The sequence below is a fragment of the Pseudomonas sp. SHLD1 genome, assembly GCF_028640935.1.
Lineage (GTDB): Bacteria > Pseudomonadota > Gammaproteobacteria > Pseudomonadales > Pseudomonadaceae > Chryseomonas > Chryseomonas aestiva.
Map to the genome: position 1 here is coordinate 950,326 of NZ_JAQZAD010000013.1, position 15,376 is coordinate 965,701.

A 15,376-nucleotide genomic window follows, 5' to 3' on the forward strand; every position below is an offset into this window, starting at 1 on the left:
CCATGACATTCGATCTGCGCCTCGACACCCTGAGCGCCGCCTATGCCGCCGGGACCCGGACCCCGCGTGCGCTCATCGCCGAACTGCGGGAACAGGCCGCCGCCCTCAACCCCGAGTACCGGCTGTTTATCCACCTGCTGACCCCGGCCGAGCTGGAGCCCTATCTCGCCGCCCTGGACGACCGCGATCCCGGCGAGCTGCCGCTGTATGGCATCCCCTTCGCCATCAAGGACAACATCGACCTCGCCGGCATCCCCACCACGGCGGCCTGCCCGGCCTATGCCTATGTGCCCGAGCGCTCGGCGACCCTGGTGGAACAGCTGGTCGCCCTGGGCGCCGTGCCGCTGGGCAAGTGCAATCTCGACCAGTTCGCCACCGGCCTCAACGGCACCCGTTCGCCCTATGGCGCCTGCCGCAACAGTGTCCACCCGGACTATCCTTCCGGCGGCTCCAGCGCCGGTTCGGCCCTGGCCGTGGCCCTGGGTGTCGCCAGCTTCGCCCTGGGCACCGATACCGCCGGTTCCGGTCGCGTGCCCGCGGGGCTGAACAACCTGGTGGGTCTCAAGGGCAGCAAGGGACTGCTGTCCACCGCCGGCGTGGTGCCCGCCTGCCAGACCCTGGACTGCGTCACCTTCTTTACCGCCACCGCCGCCGAAGCCAGCACGCTGCTGGCCCTCACCTCCCGCCTCGATCCGCGCGATCCCTACAGCCGCGCCAATCCACAGTGGAACGACGCCAGCGCCTTCGGCCGCCCGCGGCCCTTCCGCTTCGGCGTCCCGACCCAGCTGGAATTCCTCGGCTGCCCGGAAAGCCCGGCGCTGTTCGCGGCGGCCAAGGCCCGCCTGGAAGCCCTGGGTGGCGAAGCCGTGCCGCTGGACCTCACGCCCTTCCTGGACGCTGCACTCCTGCTCTACGAAGGCCCCTGGGTCGCCGAGCGCTACAGCGTGGCCGGCGCCCTGATTGAGGCCGAGCCGGACGCGGTACTGCCGGTGATCCGCGCCGTGCTGGAAAAGGCCCCCGGCACCACGGCGGTGGACGCCTTTCGCGCCGGCTACCGGCTGCAGGCGCTGAAAGCCCAGTGCGACGCCCTGCTGGCCGAACTGGATTGCGTGCTCACTCCCACCTATCCGCGCCCGGTGACCCTGGCGGAACTGGCCGCCGAACCGGTCGCCCGCAACGCCGACCTGGGTCACTACACCAACTTCATGAACCTGCTGGACTACGCCGCCGTGGCCGTGCCGGCCGGCGTCATGGCCAACGGCTTGCCCTGGGGCGTGACGCTGTTCGGCCGGGTCTTCACCGACCAGTACCTGTTGAGCCTGGCCGCGGCCCTGCAGGAAGCCCAAGGCCTGGCGCTGGTCGGCGGCGCCCTGCCGCACGCCAGCCTGCCGGCGCGCCCCGCCCGGCATGACCGTGCCCGCCTGGTGGTCTGCGGCGCCCACCTGCAGGGGCTGCCCCTCAACGGCCAATTGCTCGCCCGTGGTGCCCGACGCCTGGCCCTGACCCGGAGTGCGCCGCACTATCGCCTCCACGCCCTGGCCGGCGGCCCGCCGCTCCGGCCCGGCATGGTCCGAGTCGCCGAAGACGGCACCGCCATCGAAGTGGAGGTCTGGGAGCTGCCCAGCAGCGAAGTGGGCGGCTTTCTCACCGGCATCCCCGCCCCGCTCGGCCTGGGCAAGGTGGAATTGGCCGATGGCAGTTGGGAAACCGGCTTCATCTGCGAGCCCTACGGCCTGGCCGGCGCCGAGGACATTACCGACCATGGTGGGTGGCGGGCGTGGTTGGCAAGTCGCAGCGCCCACTAGCGCAGCCCCAGGCTCGGGAACCCGGATCGGGTCCCGAGCCCGGTGGGAAGCCCTCAGCCGGCGTCTACCTCACGCACCACCAGACGCTCCCCCTCCTGGATCGCCAGCAACCGGACGGCCAGCGGCTGCGCCAGCAGACAGTCTGCCACTGCCGGCTCCAATAGCCGGCGCAGCCGCCGGACCAGATCGCGCGCGCCGAAGCGGACATCGTGACCACGCGTCAGGAAGGCCCTGGCGCTGTCGTGCAACTCCAGGCTTTTTCCCCGGCGGCCCAGACGCTGATTGAGCTTGTCCAGCTCGATGGCGAGCAGCCCGGGTAGCCAATCCTGGTCGATGTGCTCGAAGGCCAGGATCCGCTCGATACGATTGAGAAATTCCGGATCGAAGTGCCCATGCAGCGCCTCTTCCAGGATCGCGCCGGGATCCGCCGACCGCCTGAGCCAACGACGCCAGCCGCGCGCGAAGCGGGCATGCTGCTGCTGGACGGCGCGGGCGCCCAGGTTGCTGGTCATGAAGATGAGGCTGTTGCGAAAGTCCAGGCGCTTGCTGCCGGCGCTGAGCACCAGTTGGCCGCTGTCGAGCACGTTCAGCAGGGTACGGATGACCTGGCGATCGGCCTTTTCCAGCTCGTCGAACAGCACGATGCCAGGGCGGCCGTAGCTGCCGGCGATAGCCTCGGCATCGAACAGCGTGGTGCCTTCCTTGCTGCCCACGTAGCCGGGCGGCGCGCCAGCCAGGGCCGCAGCATAGTGCTCCTGGGCCAGGGTGTTCATGTCGATGCGGCAGAGGGCGTCCGCGCGGCCGTGGATGGCCTGGGCCAGCAGGCGCACGATCTCGGTCTTGCCGACGCCGGTGGGGCCAAGGAACAGACTGACACCCAGGGGCCTTTCCGGATCGCCGATGTCGGCCTTGACCACCTTGAGCAGGGCTTCCACCTCATCGAGCACTCTGGCCTGGCCCAGGATGCGCGCTCGCAGCAGGGCCATGACCGCTGCCGGCTCGAACAGGAAGCGCGAGGGCAAAGGCCCCTGTCCCTCGCGGGCGAGCTGGCCACGGTTATGCTCGATCAGGTCATTGACGAAAGGCATGGCTCGCTCCTCGCGCCGCCAGCGCTAACCCAGCTGACGTTCCTGACCGGGATGCGGCAGCTCGCCCACCGGGCAGTCCGCCACCCCGATGGTGGAGCGAGTCATCCGCTCGACGTCGGCCTGGGCCTTCTGCGCATCCAGGACCCAGGTGCGATAGAAGTCGAAGGGACAGTCGGCCACGCCCTTGTCGCCATCGCCGGAGTTGTAGATCCCGGTGTAGCCGCGATGCAGCAACTTGAACAGGTGGTTCTGCGACTGGTCGTTCGCGCGCGCATCGCGGATCTGCGACACCGAAAGCTGGGCGTACTGGATGCCCATCTCCTCCTCCCCGCATTCGCCCAGGGTGCGGCCATCGAAGCCGATCAGCGCCGAATGGCCGAAGTAGCTGTACACCCCGTCGAAGCCGGTGGCGTTGGCCACCGCCACGTAGCAGTTGTTGGCCCAGGCCATGGTCTTGGCCATCAGCACCTGCTGCTCCTTGGCCGGGTACATGTAGCCCTGGCAGCGCACGATCAGCTCGGCGCCCTTCATCGCACAGTCGCGCCAGATTTCCGGGTAGTTGCCGTCATCGCAGATGATCAGGCTGATCTTCAGGCCCTTGGGACCTTCGCTGACATAGGTGCGGTCACCGGGATACCAGCCTTCGATGGGGCACCAGGGAATGCACTTGCGATACTTCTGCACGATCTCGCCCTGGTCGTCGATCAGCACCAGGGTGTTGTAGGGGGCCTTGTGCGGATGCTCTTCGTGGCGTTCGCCGGTGAGGGAAAAGATGCCCCAGGTCCTGGCCTCGCGGCAGGCAGCGGCGAAGATCGCCGTTTCCTCGCCGGGAATGGTCGCGGCGGTGGCCATCATCTCGTCGCGGTCGTACATGATCCCCATGGTGCTGTACTCGGGGAACACTACCAGGTCCATGCCCGGCAGGCCGAGCTTCATGCCCTTGATCATCGCGGCGATCTGCCGGGCGTTGGCCAGCACCTCAGCCTTGCTGTGTAGGCGGGGCATCCGGTAGTTGACGACAGCCACGCCGACGGTGTCGGGGCTGCTGGAAATATCGCCATGGCGCATTGGTTTGCTCCTCGAAGGGATGACGCGGAGATCAGTGACTGATCATCCAGGGCCGATTGGACGGACTGGTCTTCAGCCCATGGGGATTGGCCTTGCTACGCGCCACCGGCTTGCTCGGCGCGCAGCAGCTGCAACCGGCGCCATGGCTGCGCTTGGCCTTGTACTCCTCGAGGGATTGGGGCGCGTGGCGTGAGCGCTCGTTGGCCTCATGGGCGCGGCGCTGGCCACCGCCCAGGGTCGCCAGGCCCGGCGCGCTGAGGATCACCCGCGGGCTCGGCGTCGCGCAGGCGGGGCAACTGCAGGGGTCGTCGCGCTGGGCCATGGGCCGTAGCAGGGTGAAGTCCCCGCACTGCGGGCAGTCGTATTCGTAGATCGGCATGGCGGGCTCCTGGCGGGCGGGCACGGCGGAGGGCCGCGCCCGGGCGGCTCACTTGTCGTAGGCGATGGGCATGTCGATGCTGCCGTCCAGGTAGCGGGTCGGTCCGGCGGCAGTGGGATTGATGTCGAATTCGAAGATGTCCGTCGGCAGCCAGAGGGTGGCGCAGGCGTTGGGAATGTCGACCACCCCGCTGATATGGCCCTGCACCGGCGCCGAGCCCAGCAGCGAATAGCCCTGGGCGCCGCTGTAGCCGAATTTCTTCAGGTACTCGATGGCATTCAGGCAGGCCTGCTGGTACGCCAGGTTGACGTCCAGGTAGTGCTGCTTGCCGGCGTCATCCACCGAGATGCCTTCGAAGATCAGGAAGTTGTTGTAGGTGGGCACGATGGGGCTGGGCTTGAAGATGGGATTCTTGATGCCGTAGTTGGCCATGCCGCCCTTGATCAGCTCGACCTTCATGTGCACCCAGCCGGCCATCTCGATGGCGCCGCAGAAGGTGATCTCGCCGTCGCCCTGGCTGAAGTGCAGGTCGCCCACCGAGAGGCCGGCCCCTTCCACGTACACGGGGAAGAAGATCTTCGAGCCGCGCGACAGGTCCTTGATATCACAGTTGCCGCCATGCTCGCGGGGCGGCACGGTGCGCGCGCCGGTAGCGGCTGCGGCGTCGCGGGCCGCGCCGGTGAGCTTGCCCATGTGGGCGGTCGCGGCGAACGGCGGATTGGCCAGGGGCGGTACCCGGGTCGGGTTGCTGTCGATCAGTTCCTGCTCGCGGGCATTCCAGTTGGCCAGCAACTTGGGGTCCGGCAGGCAGCCGATCAGGCCGGGATGGATGAGCCCGGCGAAACGCACCCCCGGGATGTGCCGACTCCTGGTGAACATGCCCTCGAAGTCCCAGATGGATTTCTGCGCCGAGGGAAAGTAATCGGTGAGAAAGCCGCCGCCGTTCTGCTTGGAGAAGAAGCCGTTGAAGCCCCACTGAGACTCGGCCTTGGCGCCGATGTCGAGCAGATCGACCACCAGCAGGTCGCCCGGCTCGGCGCCCTTCACGCCCACCGGTCCGGACAGGTAGTGCACGGTGGAGAGGTCAACATCGCGCACGTCACTGGCATCGTCGTCGTTCTTGATCGCGCCGCCGGTCCAGTCGTAGGTTTCCAGGATGAAGTCGTCCCCCGGCTTGACCCAGCAGGCCATGGGGATGTCCGGATGCCAGCGGTTGTGGACGTTTTCGTTGTCGGTGGCGGCCTGGTTGAGGTCGACCTTGATCAGGGTGTCGGTCATCGCGCAGCTCCTGGCTGTTGGCGGTAGCGGGAGGGTTCCAGTTCAGTCTCGGGGCTGGGGTCGGGGCTGCAAATACGTTGGATGACGTAGGGGCAAGCCCAGGGGGGACAGGGGGCTGCTGACGTTTCGCGGGCATGCGCGAAGCGGCCGCCGTGCTGCTGCAGGGCGGCCGCGCAGAGCGCCGGGGTCAGACCGACAGATAGCGGCTGATGGTCGCCTCGTCGACCTTGTCGCGGGTTTCCTCGACCACGAAGCGGCCCTTCTCGATCACCAGGAAACGGTCGGCGATGTCGAGGGTGAAGGACAGCACCTGCTCGGAGACCATGATGGTCAGGTCACGCATGCTGCGGATCTCCTTCAGGGTGCGGGCGATGTCCTTGATGATCGAGGGCTGGATGCCCTCGGTCGGCTCATCCAGCAGCAGCACCTTGGGATTGGTGGCCAGGGCGCGGGCGATGGCCAGTTGTTGCTGCTGGCCACCGGAGAGGTTGCCACCCTTGCGCTGGCGCATCTCGTGCAGCACGGGGAAGAGCGCATAGAGGTCATCCGGTACCCGGCCCCGGGCCGAGGCCGGCAGGCCGGTCTGGATGTTTTCCAGAACCGTCATGTGGGAAAAGATCATCCGCCCTTGCGGCACATAGGCGATGCCGCGCTCGACGCGCTGGTGGGTCTCCAGCCGCGAGACGTCCTGGCCGTCCACCGTCACGTGGCCGCTCCAGGCCGGCAGGATGCCCATCAGGCTGCGGAACAGGGTGCTCTTGCCCATGCCGTTGCGGCCCATGACGGCGACGATTTCCTTGTGCGCCACGTCCAGGCTGAGGTCGTGGAGGATGCGGCTCTGACCGTAGCCGGAGACGAGGTTCTGGATCGTGAACATGGCCGGGATCTCCCGTGATCGACTGCAGGAAAAGGACTGGAGGTGAAAACTCAGTGCCCCAGGTACACCTCGATGACCTTGGGATTGCCCTGCACCGCCTCCATGCTGCCTTCGGCCAGCACCTTGCCCTGGTGCAGCACCGTGACCTTGTGGGCGATGCTCTTGACGAACTCCATGTCGTGCTCGATGACCAGCACCGAGCGCCCCTGGCTGATGCGGTTGAGCAACTCGGCGGTCTGGGCCCGTTCGGAGACGCTCATGCCCGCCACCGGCTCGTCGAGCATTAAGAGTTCAGGGTCCTGCATCAGCAGCATGCCGATCTCCAGCCATTGTTTCTGGCCGTGGGAGAGCAGATCGGCCTGCTGGTGCAGCAGGTCGGCGAGAAAGATCTCCGCGGCCACTGCCTGCACCCGCGCGACCACCGCCGCACTGCGCTTGAAGAACAGCGCGCCGAACACCTTGCGGCCTTCGGGATAGGACATTTCCAGGTTCTCGAACACCGTGAGATTCTCGTAGATCGAGGGGTTCTGGAATTTGCGGCCGACGCCCGCCCGGACGATGTCGAATTCCCTCATCCGGGTCAGCTCGCGGCCGTTGAATTCGATGCTGCCGGCGGTGGCGCGGGTCTTGCCGCAGATCAGGTCGAGTACCGTGGTCTTGCCGGCGCCGTTGGGGCCGATCACCACGTGCACCTCGTTGCGGTCGACATAGAGATTGAGGTCGTTCACCGCCTTGAAGCCGTCGAAGGAGACGGTCAGGCCTTCGATGGCCAGTACCGGCTTGGCCAGCTGGAAACCGACGGGACTGGTATTCATGGCGTGGTCTCCAGCTGGGTGGCTTCGGTCGCGGTGTGCGGCGCTGACGAGGGTACGGGCGCGCCTGCCGGCTGGCGTCTCAGGCGTGCCACCAGGCGCTGGCCATGGCTCTTCCACAGACCGGCCAGACCGTTGGGGAAATAGAGGACGACCACGATGAACAGCCCGCCCATCAGGTACAGCCAGAGCTCGGGGAAGGATTCGGAGAAGTAGGTCTTGCCGAAGTTCACCAGCAGCGCGCCGTACACCGCGCCGAGCAGCGACAACCGCCCGCCGACCGCGGCGAAGATGACCATTTCGATGGAGGGTACGATGCCGACGAAGGACGGCGACATGAAACCTACCTGCAGGGCGAACATCGCGCCACCCACTGCGGAAAAGGCCGCGGCCAGGCAGAACACGAAGATCTTGAAGCTGGCCACGTCGTAGCCTGAGAAGCGCACCCGCTCCTCCTTGTCGCGCATGGCCACCAGCAGTCGGCCTAGCTTGGAGGCCAGCACGAAGCGGGCGAGCAGGATGCAGGCGAACAGCAGCGCCGCGTTGACGAAGTAGAGCACCACCTTGGCGCTGTCCGAACGGATGTCCCAGCCCAGCAGCGTCTTCAGGTCGGTGATGCCGTTGACCCCACCGGTGAGACCCTGCTGACCGATGATGAGAATGGTCAGGATGGCGGCGATGGCCTGGGTGACGATGGAAAAGTACACGTCCCCTACCCGCCGCTTGAACATCGCCAGGCCGATGATGAAGGCCAGCAACACCGGGACCGCGATCACCGCCACCAGGGTGAAGCCGAAGCTGTGGAACGGCTGCCAGAGCCAGGGCAGCTCGGTCAGCTGGTTCCAGTCCATGAAGTCGGGGATGCCGGGCGTGGACTGGATCCGCGTGCTTTCCGGGTCCGAGGCCTCCAGTTTGAGGAACATCGCCATGCAATAGCCGCCCAGGCCGAAGAAGATGCCCTGCCCTAGGCTGAGGATGCCGCCATAGCCCCAGCAGAGCACCAGGCCGACCGCGACGAAGGCATAGGTCAGGTATTTGCCGACCATGGTCAGGCGGAAGATATCCAGGGTCAGCGGAAACACCAGCAGGATCAGCGCGGCCAGTACCAGCAGGCCGAAGGCACCCTGTCGGCCACCGAGCAGGTTGTCGATTGCCTTGTTCATCGTGGACTCCCTACTTGCGGACTTTTGCCGAGAACAGCCCCTGGGGCCGCAGCATCAGGATGAGGATCACCGCCGACAGGGTCAGCACCTTGGCCATGGAACCGGAGAGGAAGAATTCCAGCAGCGACTGCGCCTGGGCGATGCCGAAGGCCGAGGCGATGGTGCCGAGCAGGCTGGCCGCGCCACCAAAGACCACCACCAGGAAGGTGTCGACGATGTACAGCGAGCCCGAGGTCGGACCGATGGAGCCGATGGTGGTAAAGGCCGCCCCGGCCACGCCGGCCACACCGCAGCCCAGGGCGAAGGTCATGCGATCCACGCGGCGGGTGTTGATGCCCACGGCGCGGGCCATCACCCGGTTCTGCATGGTGGCGCGCACCTGCAGTCCCCAGCGCGAGCGGTACAGCATGAAGAACAGGGTCAGGGTCAGCAGCGCGGTCACGAGCATGACGAACAGGCCGTTCTTGGGGATGTCGATGCTGGCGGTCGGACTCCAGGAGCCCATGATCCATTCCGGCAGTTCGGCACTGACCTCGCGGGCGCCGAATACCGAGCGAAACACCTGCTGCAGGATCAGCGACAGGCCCCAGGTGGCCAGCAGGGTGTCCAGCGGGCGCTGGTAGAGCCGGCTGATCATCGCCCACTCCACTAACCAGCCGATGGCGCCGGCGACGAAGAACGCCAGGATCAGGGCGAAAAAGAAGTAGTAGGGTTGAAAGGCTGGAAACAGGTGCAGGGTCACCGAGGACATCACGTAGGTGGTGTAGGCCCCCACGGTGAGAAATTCGCCGTGGGCCATGTTGATCACGCCCATCTGCCCGAAGATGATCGCCAGTCCCAGCGCCATCAGCAGCAACACGCAGAATACCGAAAGGCCGTTGAAGCCCTGCATCACGGCGATCGCGCCGAAGTCGGATAAGCTTTCCATGGAGGTCTCCCCGCGAAGGTATACGGAGGCGCCGATCAGGCGACGCCTCCGGTCAGGCAAGGCTTAGGGCGGCTGACAAACCGTAGCGAGCGGTTGTCAGGCGGGTGCGGGCGGCGCGCAGGAACCGGAGTGTACGGGCGGTACATGAGGATTCCGAGCACTGCACGCGCCCGCCTGGCGGACGCGCAGTAGGTTTGCTAGTCGCTCTACTGGTAGCCTTTGGGGAAGGGGTTTGGCTCGATCAGATCGGCGGATTCGTGGACTACCTTGAAGGTGCCGTCCGGCTGGATCTGGGCGATACGCGAGCGACTCCAGAGGTGATGGTTCTCGTGGACCTTCACATAGCCTTCCGGCGCGGTCTTCAGCTCCAGGCCCGGAGACGCCGCAACCACCTTGTCGACATCGAAGCTGCCGGCCTTCTCCACCGCCATCTTCCACAGCCAGGGACCGAGATAGGCCGCCTGGGTAACGTCGCCCACCACCGCATCCTTGCCGTACTTGGCCTTGAAGGCCTCGACGAAGGCCTTGTTGTTGGGATTGTCCAGGGTCTGGAAGTACTTCATCGAGGAGTAGAAGCCGGCCATGTTCTCGCCGCCGATGCCGAGCATTTCATCCTCGGTCACCGAGAGGGTCAGCAGAGTCTGCTTGGCCGAGGTGATCCCCGCCGCCTTGAGTTGCTTGTAGAAGGCCACGTTGGAGCCCCCGACGACCGCGGCGAAAACCACATCAGGCTTCTTCAGCTTGATCTTGTTGGTCAGGGAACCGAACTGGGTGCCGCCCAGGGGGTAGTACTCCTCCCCTACCACCTCGCCATGCAGCACGTTCTCGATGTGCTTGCGGGCGATCTTCATCGAGGTCCGTGGCCAGATGTAGTCCGAGCCCACCAGGTAGAAGGTCTTGGCGCCTTTCTCCTTGGCCAACCAGTCCAGCGCCGAGAGGATCTGCTGGGTGGCTTCCTGGCCGGTGTAGAAGACATTCTTGGACTGCTCGAGGCCCTCGTAGAAGGTCGGGTAGTAGAGCAGGCCGTTGTCCTTTTCGAAGATCGGCAGCACCGCCTTGCGCGAGGCCGAGGTCCAGCAACCGAACACCGCCGCGACCTTGTCGGCCTCCAGCAGCTTCTTGGCCTTTTCGGCGAAAGTCGGCCAGTCGGACGCGCCGTCTTCCTGGATGATCTTGACCTGCCGCCCGAGGACCCCGCCCTGGGCATTGATCTGGTCGATGGCCAGCCGCTCGGCCTGGATCGCGCCGGTCTCGGAGATGGCCATGGTGCCGGTGGCGGAATGCAACTGGCCGACGGTGACGGTGGTGTCAGTCACGGCCAGGCCGGTGGTATTGGCGGCGTCCGCCATCACGCCCTGGCTGAACACGCTGGCTGCCAACAGGGACAAAGCCGCGGCGCCCAGTGCCAGGCGTCGCGGAAGACTGGATTTCACGCCCGCTGATCTGTGCATCTTGTCGCTCCTCTAGATGATGTGCCGGTCGCCCCTGGGGACCGGGACTGCGGCTTGCGCTGCGGAGCAAGGATGGGCTGGGACAGCCGGCGCGGAACATACGCAGGATGACGTAACCGCCTACGTCATCTGACGTACAGCCCGCTGCAACGCCCTGAGGCATGCTCTGTCTGTCGCGCGCCCGCGCGGGGCACGCCCGACCCACCAGACCGTGCGGGAGAGCGGCCAGGTGCCACCATGGGCCAAGGCATGGAACTTGCCTTACCCCCGCCACGCAGACCCCAGGAGCCCTGCCGTGCAGCAGACCGGGACGCAACGCATCGCCAAGATCCGCCGGGACTACAACAGCTGGGTGGCCGACGAGACGCTGGAAGACTATGCCCTGCGCTACACGCCCAGGTCGTTTCGCAAGTGGTCGGAATTCCGCATCGCTAACACCGCCCTGGCCGCCGTGTCCTTTCTGGCCCTGGAAGCCATCGGTGGCGCCCTGGCGATCAGCTATGGCTTCACCAATACTCTCTGGGCGGTGCTGGCGGCGAGCCTGGTGATCTTCCTCACCGCCCTGCCGATCAGCTACTACGCGGCGCGCTACGGGGTGGACATGGACCTGCTGACCCGGGGCGCCGGCTTCGGCTACATCGGCTCGACCATCACCTCGCTGATCTACGCCAGCTTCACCTTCCTGTTCTTCGCCCTGGAGGCGGCGATCATGGCGCTGGCCCTGGAGCTGTACTTCCGCATTCCGCTGGCCCTGGCCTATGTCATCTGCTCGATCATCGTCATCCCCCTGGTCACCTACGGCATCACCCTGATCAATCGCCTGCAGCTCTGGAGCCAGCCGCTCTGGCTGGTCCTGCTGCTGTTGCCCTATGCCTTCGTCATTGCCAAGAATCCCGGGGCCCTGGCGGACTGGACCACCTTCGCCGGCCGCGAGGGCGAGGCCGGGGCCTTCAACCTGCTGTCCTTCAGCGCCGCCTGTACTGTGGCCCTCGCCCTGGTGACCCAGGTGGGCGAGCAGGTCGACTACCTGCGCTTTCTTCCGGAAAAGACCGCGCAGAACCGACGACGCTGGTGGGCGGCGCTGCTGATGGCCGGTCCCGGTTGGATAGTGCCCGGCGCCCTGAAGATGCTGGCCGGCGCCTTCCTGGCGTTTCTCGCCCTGCAGCACGAGATTCCCCTGGAGCGCGCCGCCGAACCCACCCAGATGTACCTGGTTGCCTTCGGCTACGTGTTCGCCTCGCCCGGCTGGGCCATGGGGGCCATGGTGCTGTTCGTCATCGTCAGCCAGGTCAAGATCAACCTGACCAATGCCTATGCCGGCTCCCTGGCCTGGTCCAACTTTTTCGCCCGGGTCACCCATAGCCATCCGGGACGAGTGGTCTGGCTGGTGTTCAATGTGCTGATCGCCCTGATGCTGATGGAGCTGGGGGTGTTCGAGGCCATCCAGGAGGTGCTCGGGCTCTATGCCAACATTGCCATCGCCTGGATCGGCGCCGTGGTCGCCGACCTGGTCATAAACAAGCCGCTGGGGCTGTCACCCCGGCACATAGAGTTCAAGCGGGCGCATCTCTACGACATCAACCCGGTCGGCGTCGGCGCCATGCTGCTCGCCTCGTTGCTGTCCGGTCTGGCCCACGCGGGGCTGTTCGGCGCCCTGGCCCAGGCCGCCTCGCCCTTGGTATCCCTGGTCTCCGCCCTGATCTGCGCGCCGCTGCTGGCCTGGCTCACCCAGGGTCGCTACTACATCGCCCGGACCAGCGTGCTGAAGTTGCTGCATCCCGCGCAGGTCCATCTGGAATGCGTACTCTGCACCAATGCCTTCGAGCGCGAGGACATCGCCTTCTGTCCTGCCTACGGCGCGCCCATCTGCTCGCTCTGCTGCGCCCTGGATGCGCGCTGTGGCGATCTCTGCAAGCCCGGGGGGCGCCTGGCCGAGCAGGTCGACACCCTGCTGCGCTGGCTGCTGCCGAACACCTCGGTGCCGCGCCTGCATACCCGCCTGGCACACTATCTGGGCGTGCTGCTGGTCATGGTCGGTCTGATGTTCTGCGCCCTGGCACTGATCTACAGCCAGGTCTCCCAGGGGCTGCAGGTCGATGAACGCCACCTGTTGTATCAGGGATTCTTCAAGGCCTTCATGGTGCTCACGCTGTTTGCCGGCGCCCTGGCCTGGTGGGTGGTGCTGACCCGCGAGAGCCGCCACGTGGCGCTGGAGGAGTCGACCCGGCAGACCGCGCTGCTGATGCAGGAGATCGAGGCGCACCGCAAGACCGACGAAGCGCTGCAGCGGGCCAAGGAGGCGTCCGAAGCCGCCAACGCGGCCAAGAGCCGCTACGTCACGGGCTTGTCCCACGAGTTGCGCACGCCGCTGAACAGCATCCTCGGCTATACCCAGATCCTGCAGCGCGATCCGGCCAGCAGCGGCCATCAGCTGGATGCCCTGGCCACCATCTATCGCAATGGCTCGCATCTGCTCTCGCTGATCGATGGCCTGCTCGACGTGGCCCGGATCGAAGCGGGCAAGCTGCAGCTGGAACCCTCGGAAATTCCCTTTCCGGAATTTCTCGAACAGCTGCAGCAGATGTTCACGCCCCAGGCGCAGGACAAGGGCCTGAGCTTTGCCCTCGAGGTCGAGGGACGCCTGCCCGCCGTGGTGCGCGGCGATGACAAGCGGGTGCGGCAGATCCTCATCAATCTGCTCGGCAACGCCGTGCGCTACACCGACCAGGGTGGCGTGATCCTGGCGGTCACCTACGCGCGGGAAACCGCCACCTTCGAGGTCATCGACAGCGGTCTGGGCATCGCCGCAGAGCAGCTGGAACGACTGTTCCAACCCTTCGAGCGGGGTGATCCGCTACGCCAGGACAACGGCCTGGGACTGGGCCTGACCATCACCCGCATGCTGGTGACGCTGATGGGCGGCGCCCTGGACGTGACCAGCACGCCCGGCCAGGGCACCCGCTTCGTGGTGCGCCTGTTCTTGTCCGAGGTGCGAGTGCCCCAGGCGCTGGTTCACGTCGAGCACAGCATCAGCGGCTATCAGGGACCGCGGCGCCGGGTGCTGCTGGTGGACGACCACCTGGATCACCGCCGGGTGCTGGCCGGCATGCTCGAACCGCTGGGCTTCGAACTGGCGGAGGCCGCCAATGGCCAGGACGCCATCCGCCAGGTCGCCCTCTGGCAACCGGACCTCATCCTCATGGATCTGTCCATGCCGCTGCTCGACGGGCTGGAGACCAGCGCGCTGATCCGCCGTAATGGCCTTTCCAGGGCACCGATCATCGTCATTTCCGCCAATGCCTTCGCCGTCGATCGCGAACGCAGCACAGCGGCCGCCTGCGACGATTACCTGGCCAAGCCGGTCCATACGCCGCAGCTGCTGGAGAAGATCAGGACACACCTGGATCTGACCTGGCTGGAGCGGACCGCCGAACCGCCTGGCCTGCAACCCATTTCGCTCCAGCCACCGAGCGCTGCCAGTCTGGAAGCGTTACAGGAGCTGGGCGCGCTGGGCTATGTGAAAGGCATCCATGCCTGCCTGGACCGCATCGAGCGCGAGGAGCCGGCCAGCGCTGCCTATGTCGATACCCTGCGCGCACTGGTGAAACGCTTTCAGCTCAACGACTTCAACCGCCGTCTCAAAGAAGCACTGCAACCGGCCAACCTGCCCCTGGAGGGAGAGAATCCATGACCGCCGCCCTACCGCCCAGCGTGGTGCTGATCGTCGATGACACGCCGGACAACCTCGCCCTGCTCTCCGACGCCCTGGACGCCAGCGGCTACATGGTGCTGGTGGCCCTGGACGGCGCCAGTGCCCTGGAGCGCATGCAGCGGCGGCGCCCGGACGTGGTGCTGCTGGACGCCATGATGCCCGGCCTGGATGGCTTTGAGACCTGCCGGCGGATCAAGGCACAGGCCGAACTGGCTGACATCCCGGTGCTGTTCATGACCGCCCTGACCGAGAGTGAACACGTGGTGGAGGCCTTCGCCGCAGGCGGCATCGACTACGTGACCAAGCCACTCAAGACCGATGAGGTCTTGGCACGGGTCGCGGCCCACCTGCGCACCGCGCGTAAGCTCCAGGCGGCGCGCAGCCTGCCGATGAACCGCCCGCAAGCCAGGACCGCACTGGACCTGGCGCCGCTCAGCAGCCGCTACCAGCTGACCGGTCGCGAGGTCGAGGTCCTGCATTGGGTCGCCTGCGGCAAGACCAACCGCGATATCGGCGATATCCTCGGTCTCTCGCCCCGCACGGTGAACAAGCACCTGGAACACGTCTACGTGAAACTCGGCGTGGAGACCCGTACGGCGGCGGCGACCCTGGCCATTGCGGTGTGTCGGTGATCTCTCCCTTGCCTTTCATCAGCAGGGGCTGTCGCACCGGTCAGAAGCCATCAATGAAGGCATTTCAAGCCATCATGAGCAGCAGGCGCTAGCCTTGCCCGCAGTCGCCTGCTATCTAGGGTTGCTCAAAGCCGCTGACCGTCGCGGGGCAGTGGTGCTTCCCTGCAAGATCCAAGCACACTC

12 protein-coding genes and 1 other RNA gene are annotated in these 15,376 nt (G+C 66.1%); 3 read left to right on the plus strand and 10 right to left on the minus strand.

Annotation, left to right across the window (positions count from 1 at the left end):
- Window positions 1-2 precede the first annotated feature (2 nt).
- Window positions 3-1,805: an allophanate hydrolase gene (gene atzF, locus PVZ77_RS09860; protein WP_273807386.1), complete on the plus strand. Its 1,803-nt coding sequence runs from the start codon at window positions 3-5 to the stop codon at window positions 1,803-1,805.
- Window positions 1,806-1,858: 53 nt separating this feature from the next.
- Here atzF and PVZ77_RS09865 read toward each other — a convergent pair whose 3' ends face one another.
- The 10 genes from PVZ77_RS09865 to urtA form a co-directional block, all read right to left on the minus strand.
- On the minus strand, window positions 1,859-2,893 hold the full coding sequence (locus PVZ77_RS09865) for an AAA family ATPase (protein ID WP_273807387.1): 1,035 nt from the start codon (window positions 2,891-2,893) through the stop codon (window positions 1,859-1,861).
- A gap of 24 nt (window positions 2,894-2,917) precedes the next feature.
- Window positions 2,918-3,961, minus strand: coding sequence for an aliphatic amidase (locus PVZ77_RS09870; protein ID WP_273807388.1), 1,044 nt, complete (start codon window positions 3,959-3,961; stop codon window positions 2,918-2,920).
- Between the two features lie 31 nt (window positions 3,962-3,992).
- A complete protein-coding gene (locus PVZ77_RS09875) occupies window positions 3,993-4,340 on the minus strand; it encodes an FmdB family zinc ribbon protein (protein WP_273807389.1) in 348 nt (115 codons plus the stop codon).
- A 48-nt stretch (window positions 4,341-4,388) separates the two neighbouring features.
- Entirely contained in the window at window positions 4,389-5,618 is a 1,230-nt protein-coding gene (fmdA, locus tag PVZ77_RS09880) for a formamidase (RefSeq protein WP_273807390.1), read from the minus strand.
- A 187-nt stretch (window positions 5,619-5,805) separates the two neighbouring features.
- Window positions 5,806-6,495, minus strand: a complete 690-nt coding sequence (gene urtE, locus PVZ77_RS09885; protein ID WP_273807391.1) for an urea ABC transporter ATP-binding subunit UrtE — start codon at window positions 6,493-6,495, stop codon at window positions 5,806-5,808.
- Between the two features lie 50 nt (window positions 6,496-6,545).
- Window positions 6,546-7,310: an urea ABC transporter ATP-binding protein UrtD gene (urtD, locus tag PVZ77_RS09890; protein ID WP_273807392.1), complete on the minus strand. Its 765-nt coding sequence runs from the start codon at window positions 7,308-7,310 to the stop codon at window positions 6,546-6,548.
- Window positions 7,307-8,470, minus strand: a complete 1,164-nt coding sequence (gene urtC / locus PVZ77_RS09895) for an urea ABC transporter permease subunit UrtC (protein WP_273807393.1) — start codon at window positions 8,468-8,470, stop codon at window positions 7,307-7,309. Before urtC ends, urtD begins: the two co-directional genes overlap by 4 nt.
- Window positions 8,471-8,480: 10 nt before the next feature.
- A complete protein-coding gene (gene urtB, locus PVZ77_RS09900; protein ID WP_273807394.1) occupies window positions 8,481-9,398 on the minus strand; it encodes an urea ABC transporter permease subunit UrtB in 918 nt (305 codons plus the stop codon).
- A gap of 70 nt (window positions 9,399-9,468) precedes the next feature.
- A non-coding RNA gene (locus PVZ77_RS09905) (sX9 sRNA) lies at window positions 9,469-9,544 on the minus strand.
- 60 nt (window positions 9,545-9,604) lie between these two features.
- Window positions 9,605-10,849, minus strand: coding sequence for an urea ABC transporter substrate-binding protein (gene urtA / locus PVZ77_RS09910; RefSeq protein ID WP_273807395.1), 1,245 nt, complete (start codon window positions 10,847-10,849; stop codon window positions 9,605-9,607).
- Window positions 10,850-11,144: 295 nt separating this feature from the next.
- On the opposite strand from urtA, the gene PVZ77_RS09915 reads away from it, so the two are divergent.
- The gene (locus tag PVZ77_RS09915; protein ID WP_273807396.1) at window positions 11,145-14,540 is read left to right on the plus strand and encodes a hybrid sensor histidine kinase/response regulator; all 3,396 of its coding nucleotides are present in this window, start codon (window positions 11,145-11,147) and stop codon (window positions 14,538-14,540) included.
- A complete protein-coding gene (locus PVZ77_RS09920) occupies window positions 14,537-15,193 on the plus strand; it encodes a response regulator transcription factor (RefSeq protein ID WP_273807397.1) in 657 nt (218 codons plus the stop codon). Before PVZ77_RS09915 ends, PVZ77_RS09920 begins: the two co-directional genes overlap by 4 nt.
- The last annotated feature ends 183 nt before the right edge of the window (window positions 15,194-15,376 follow it).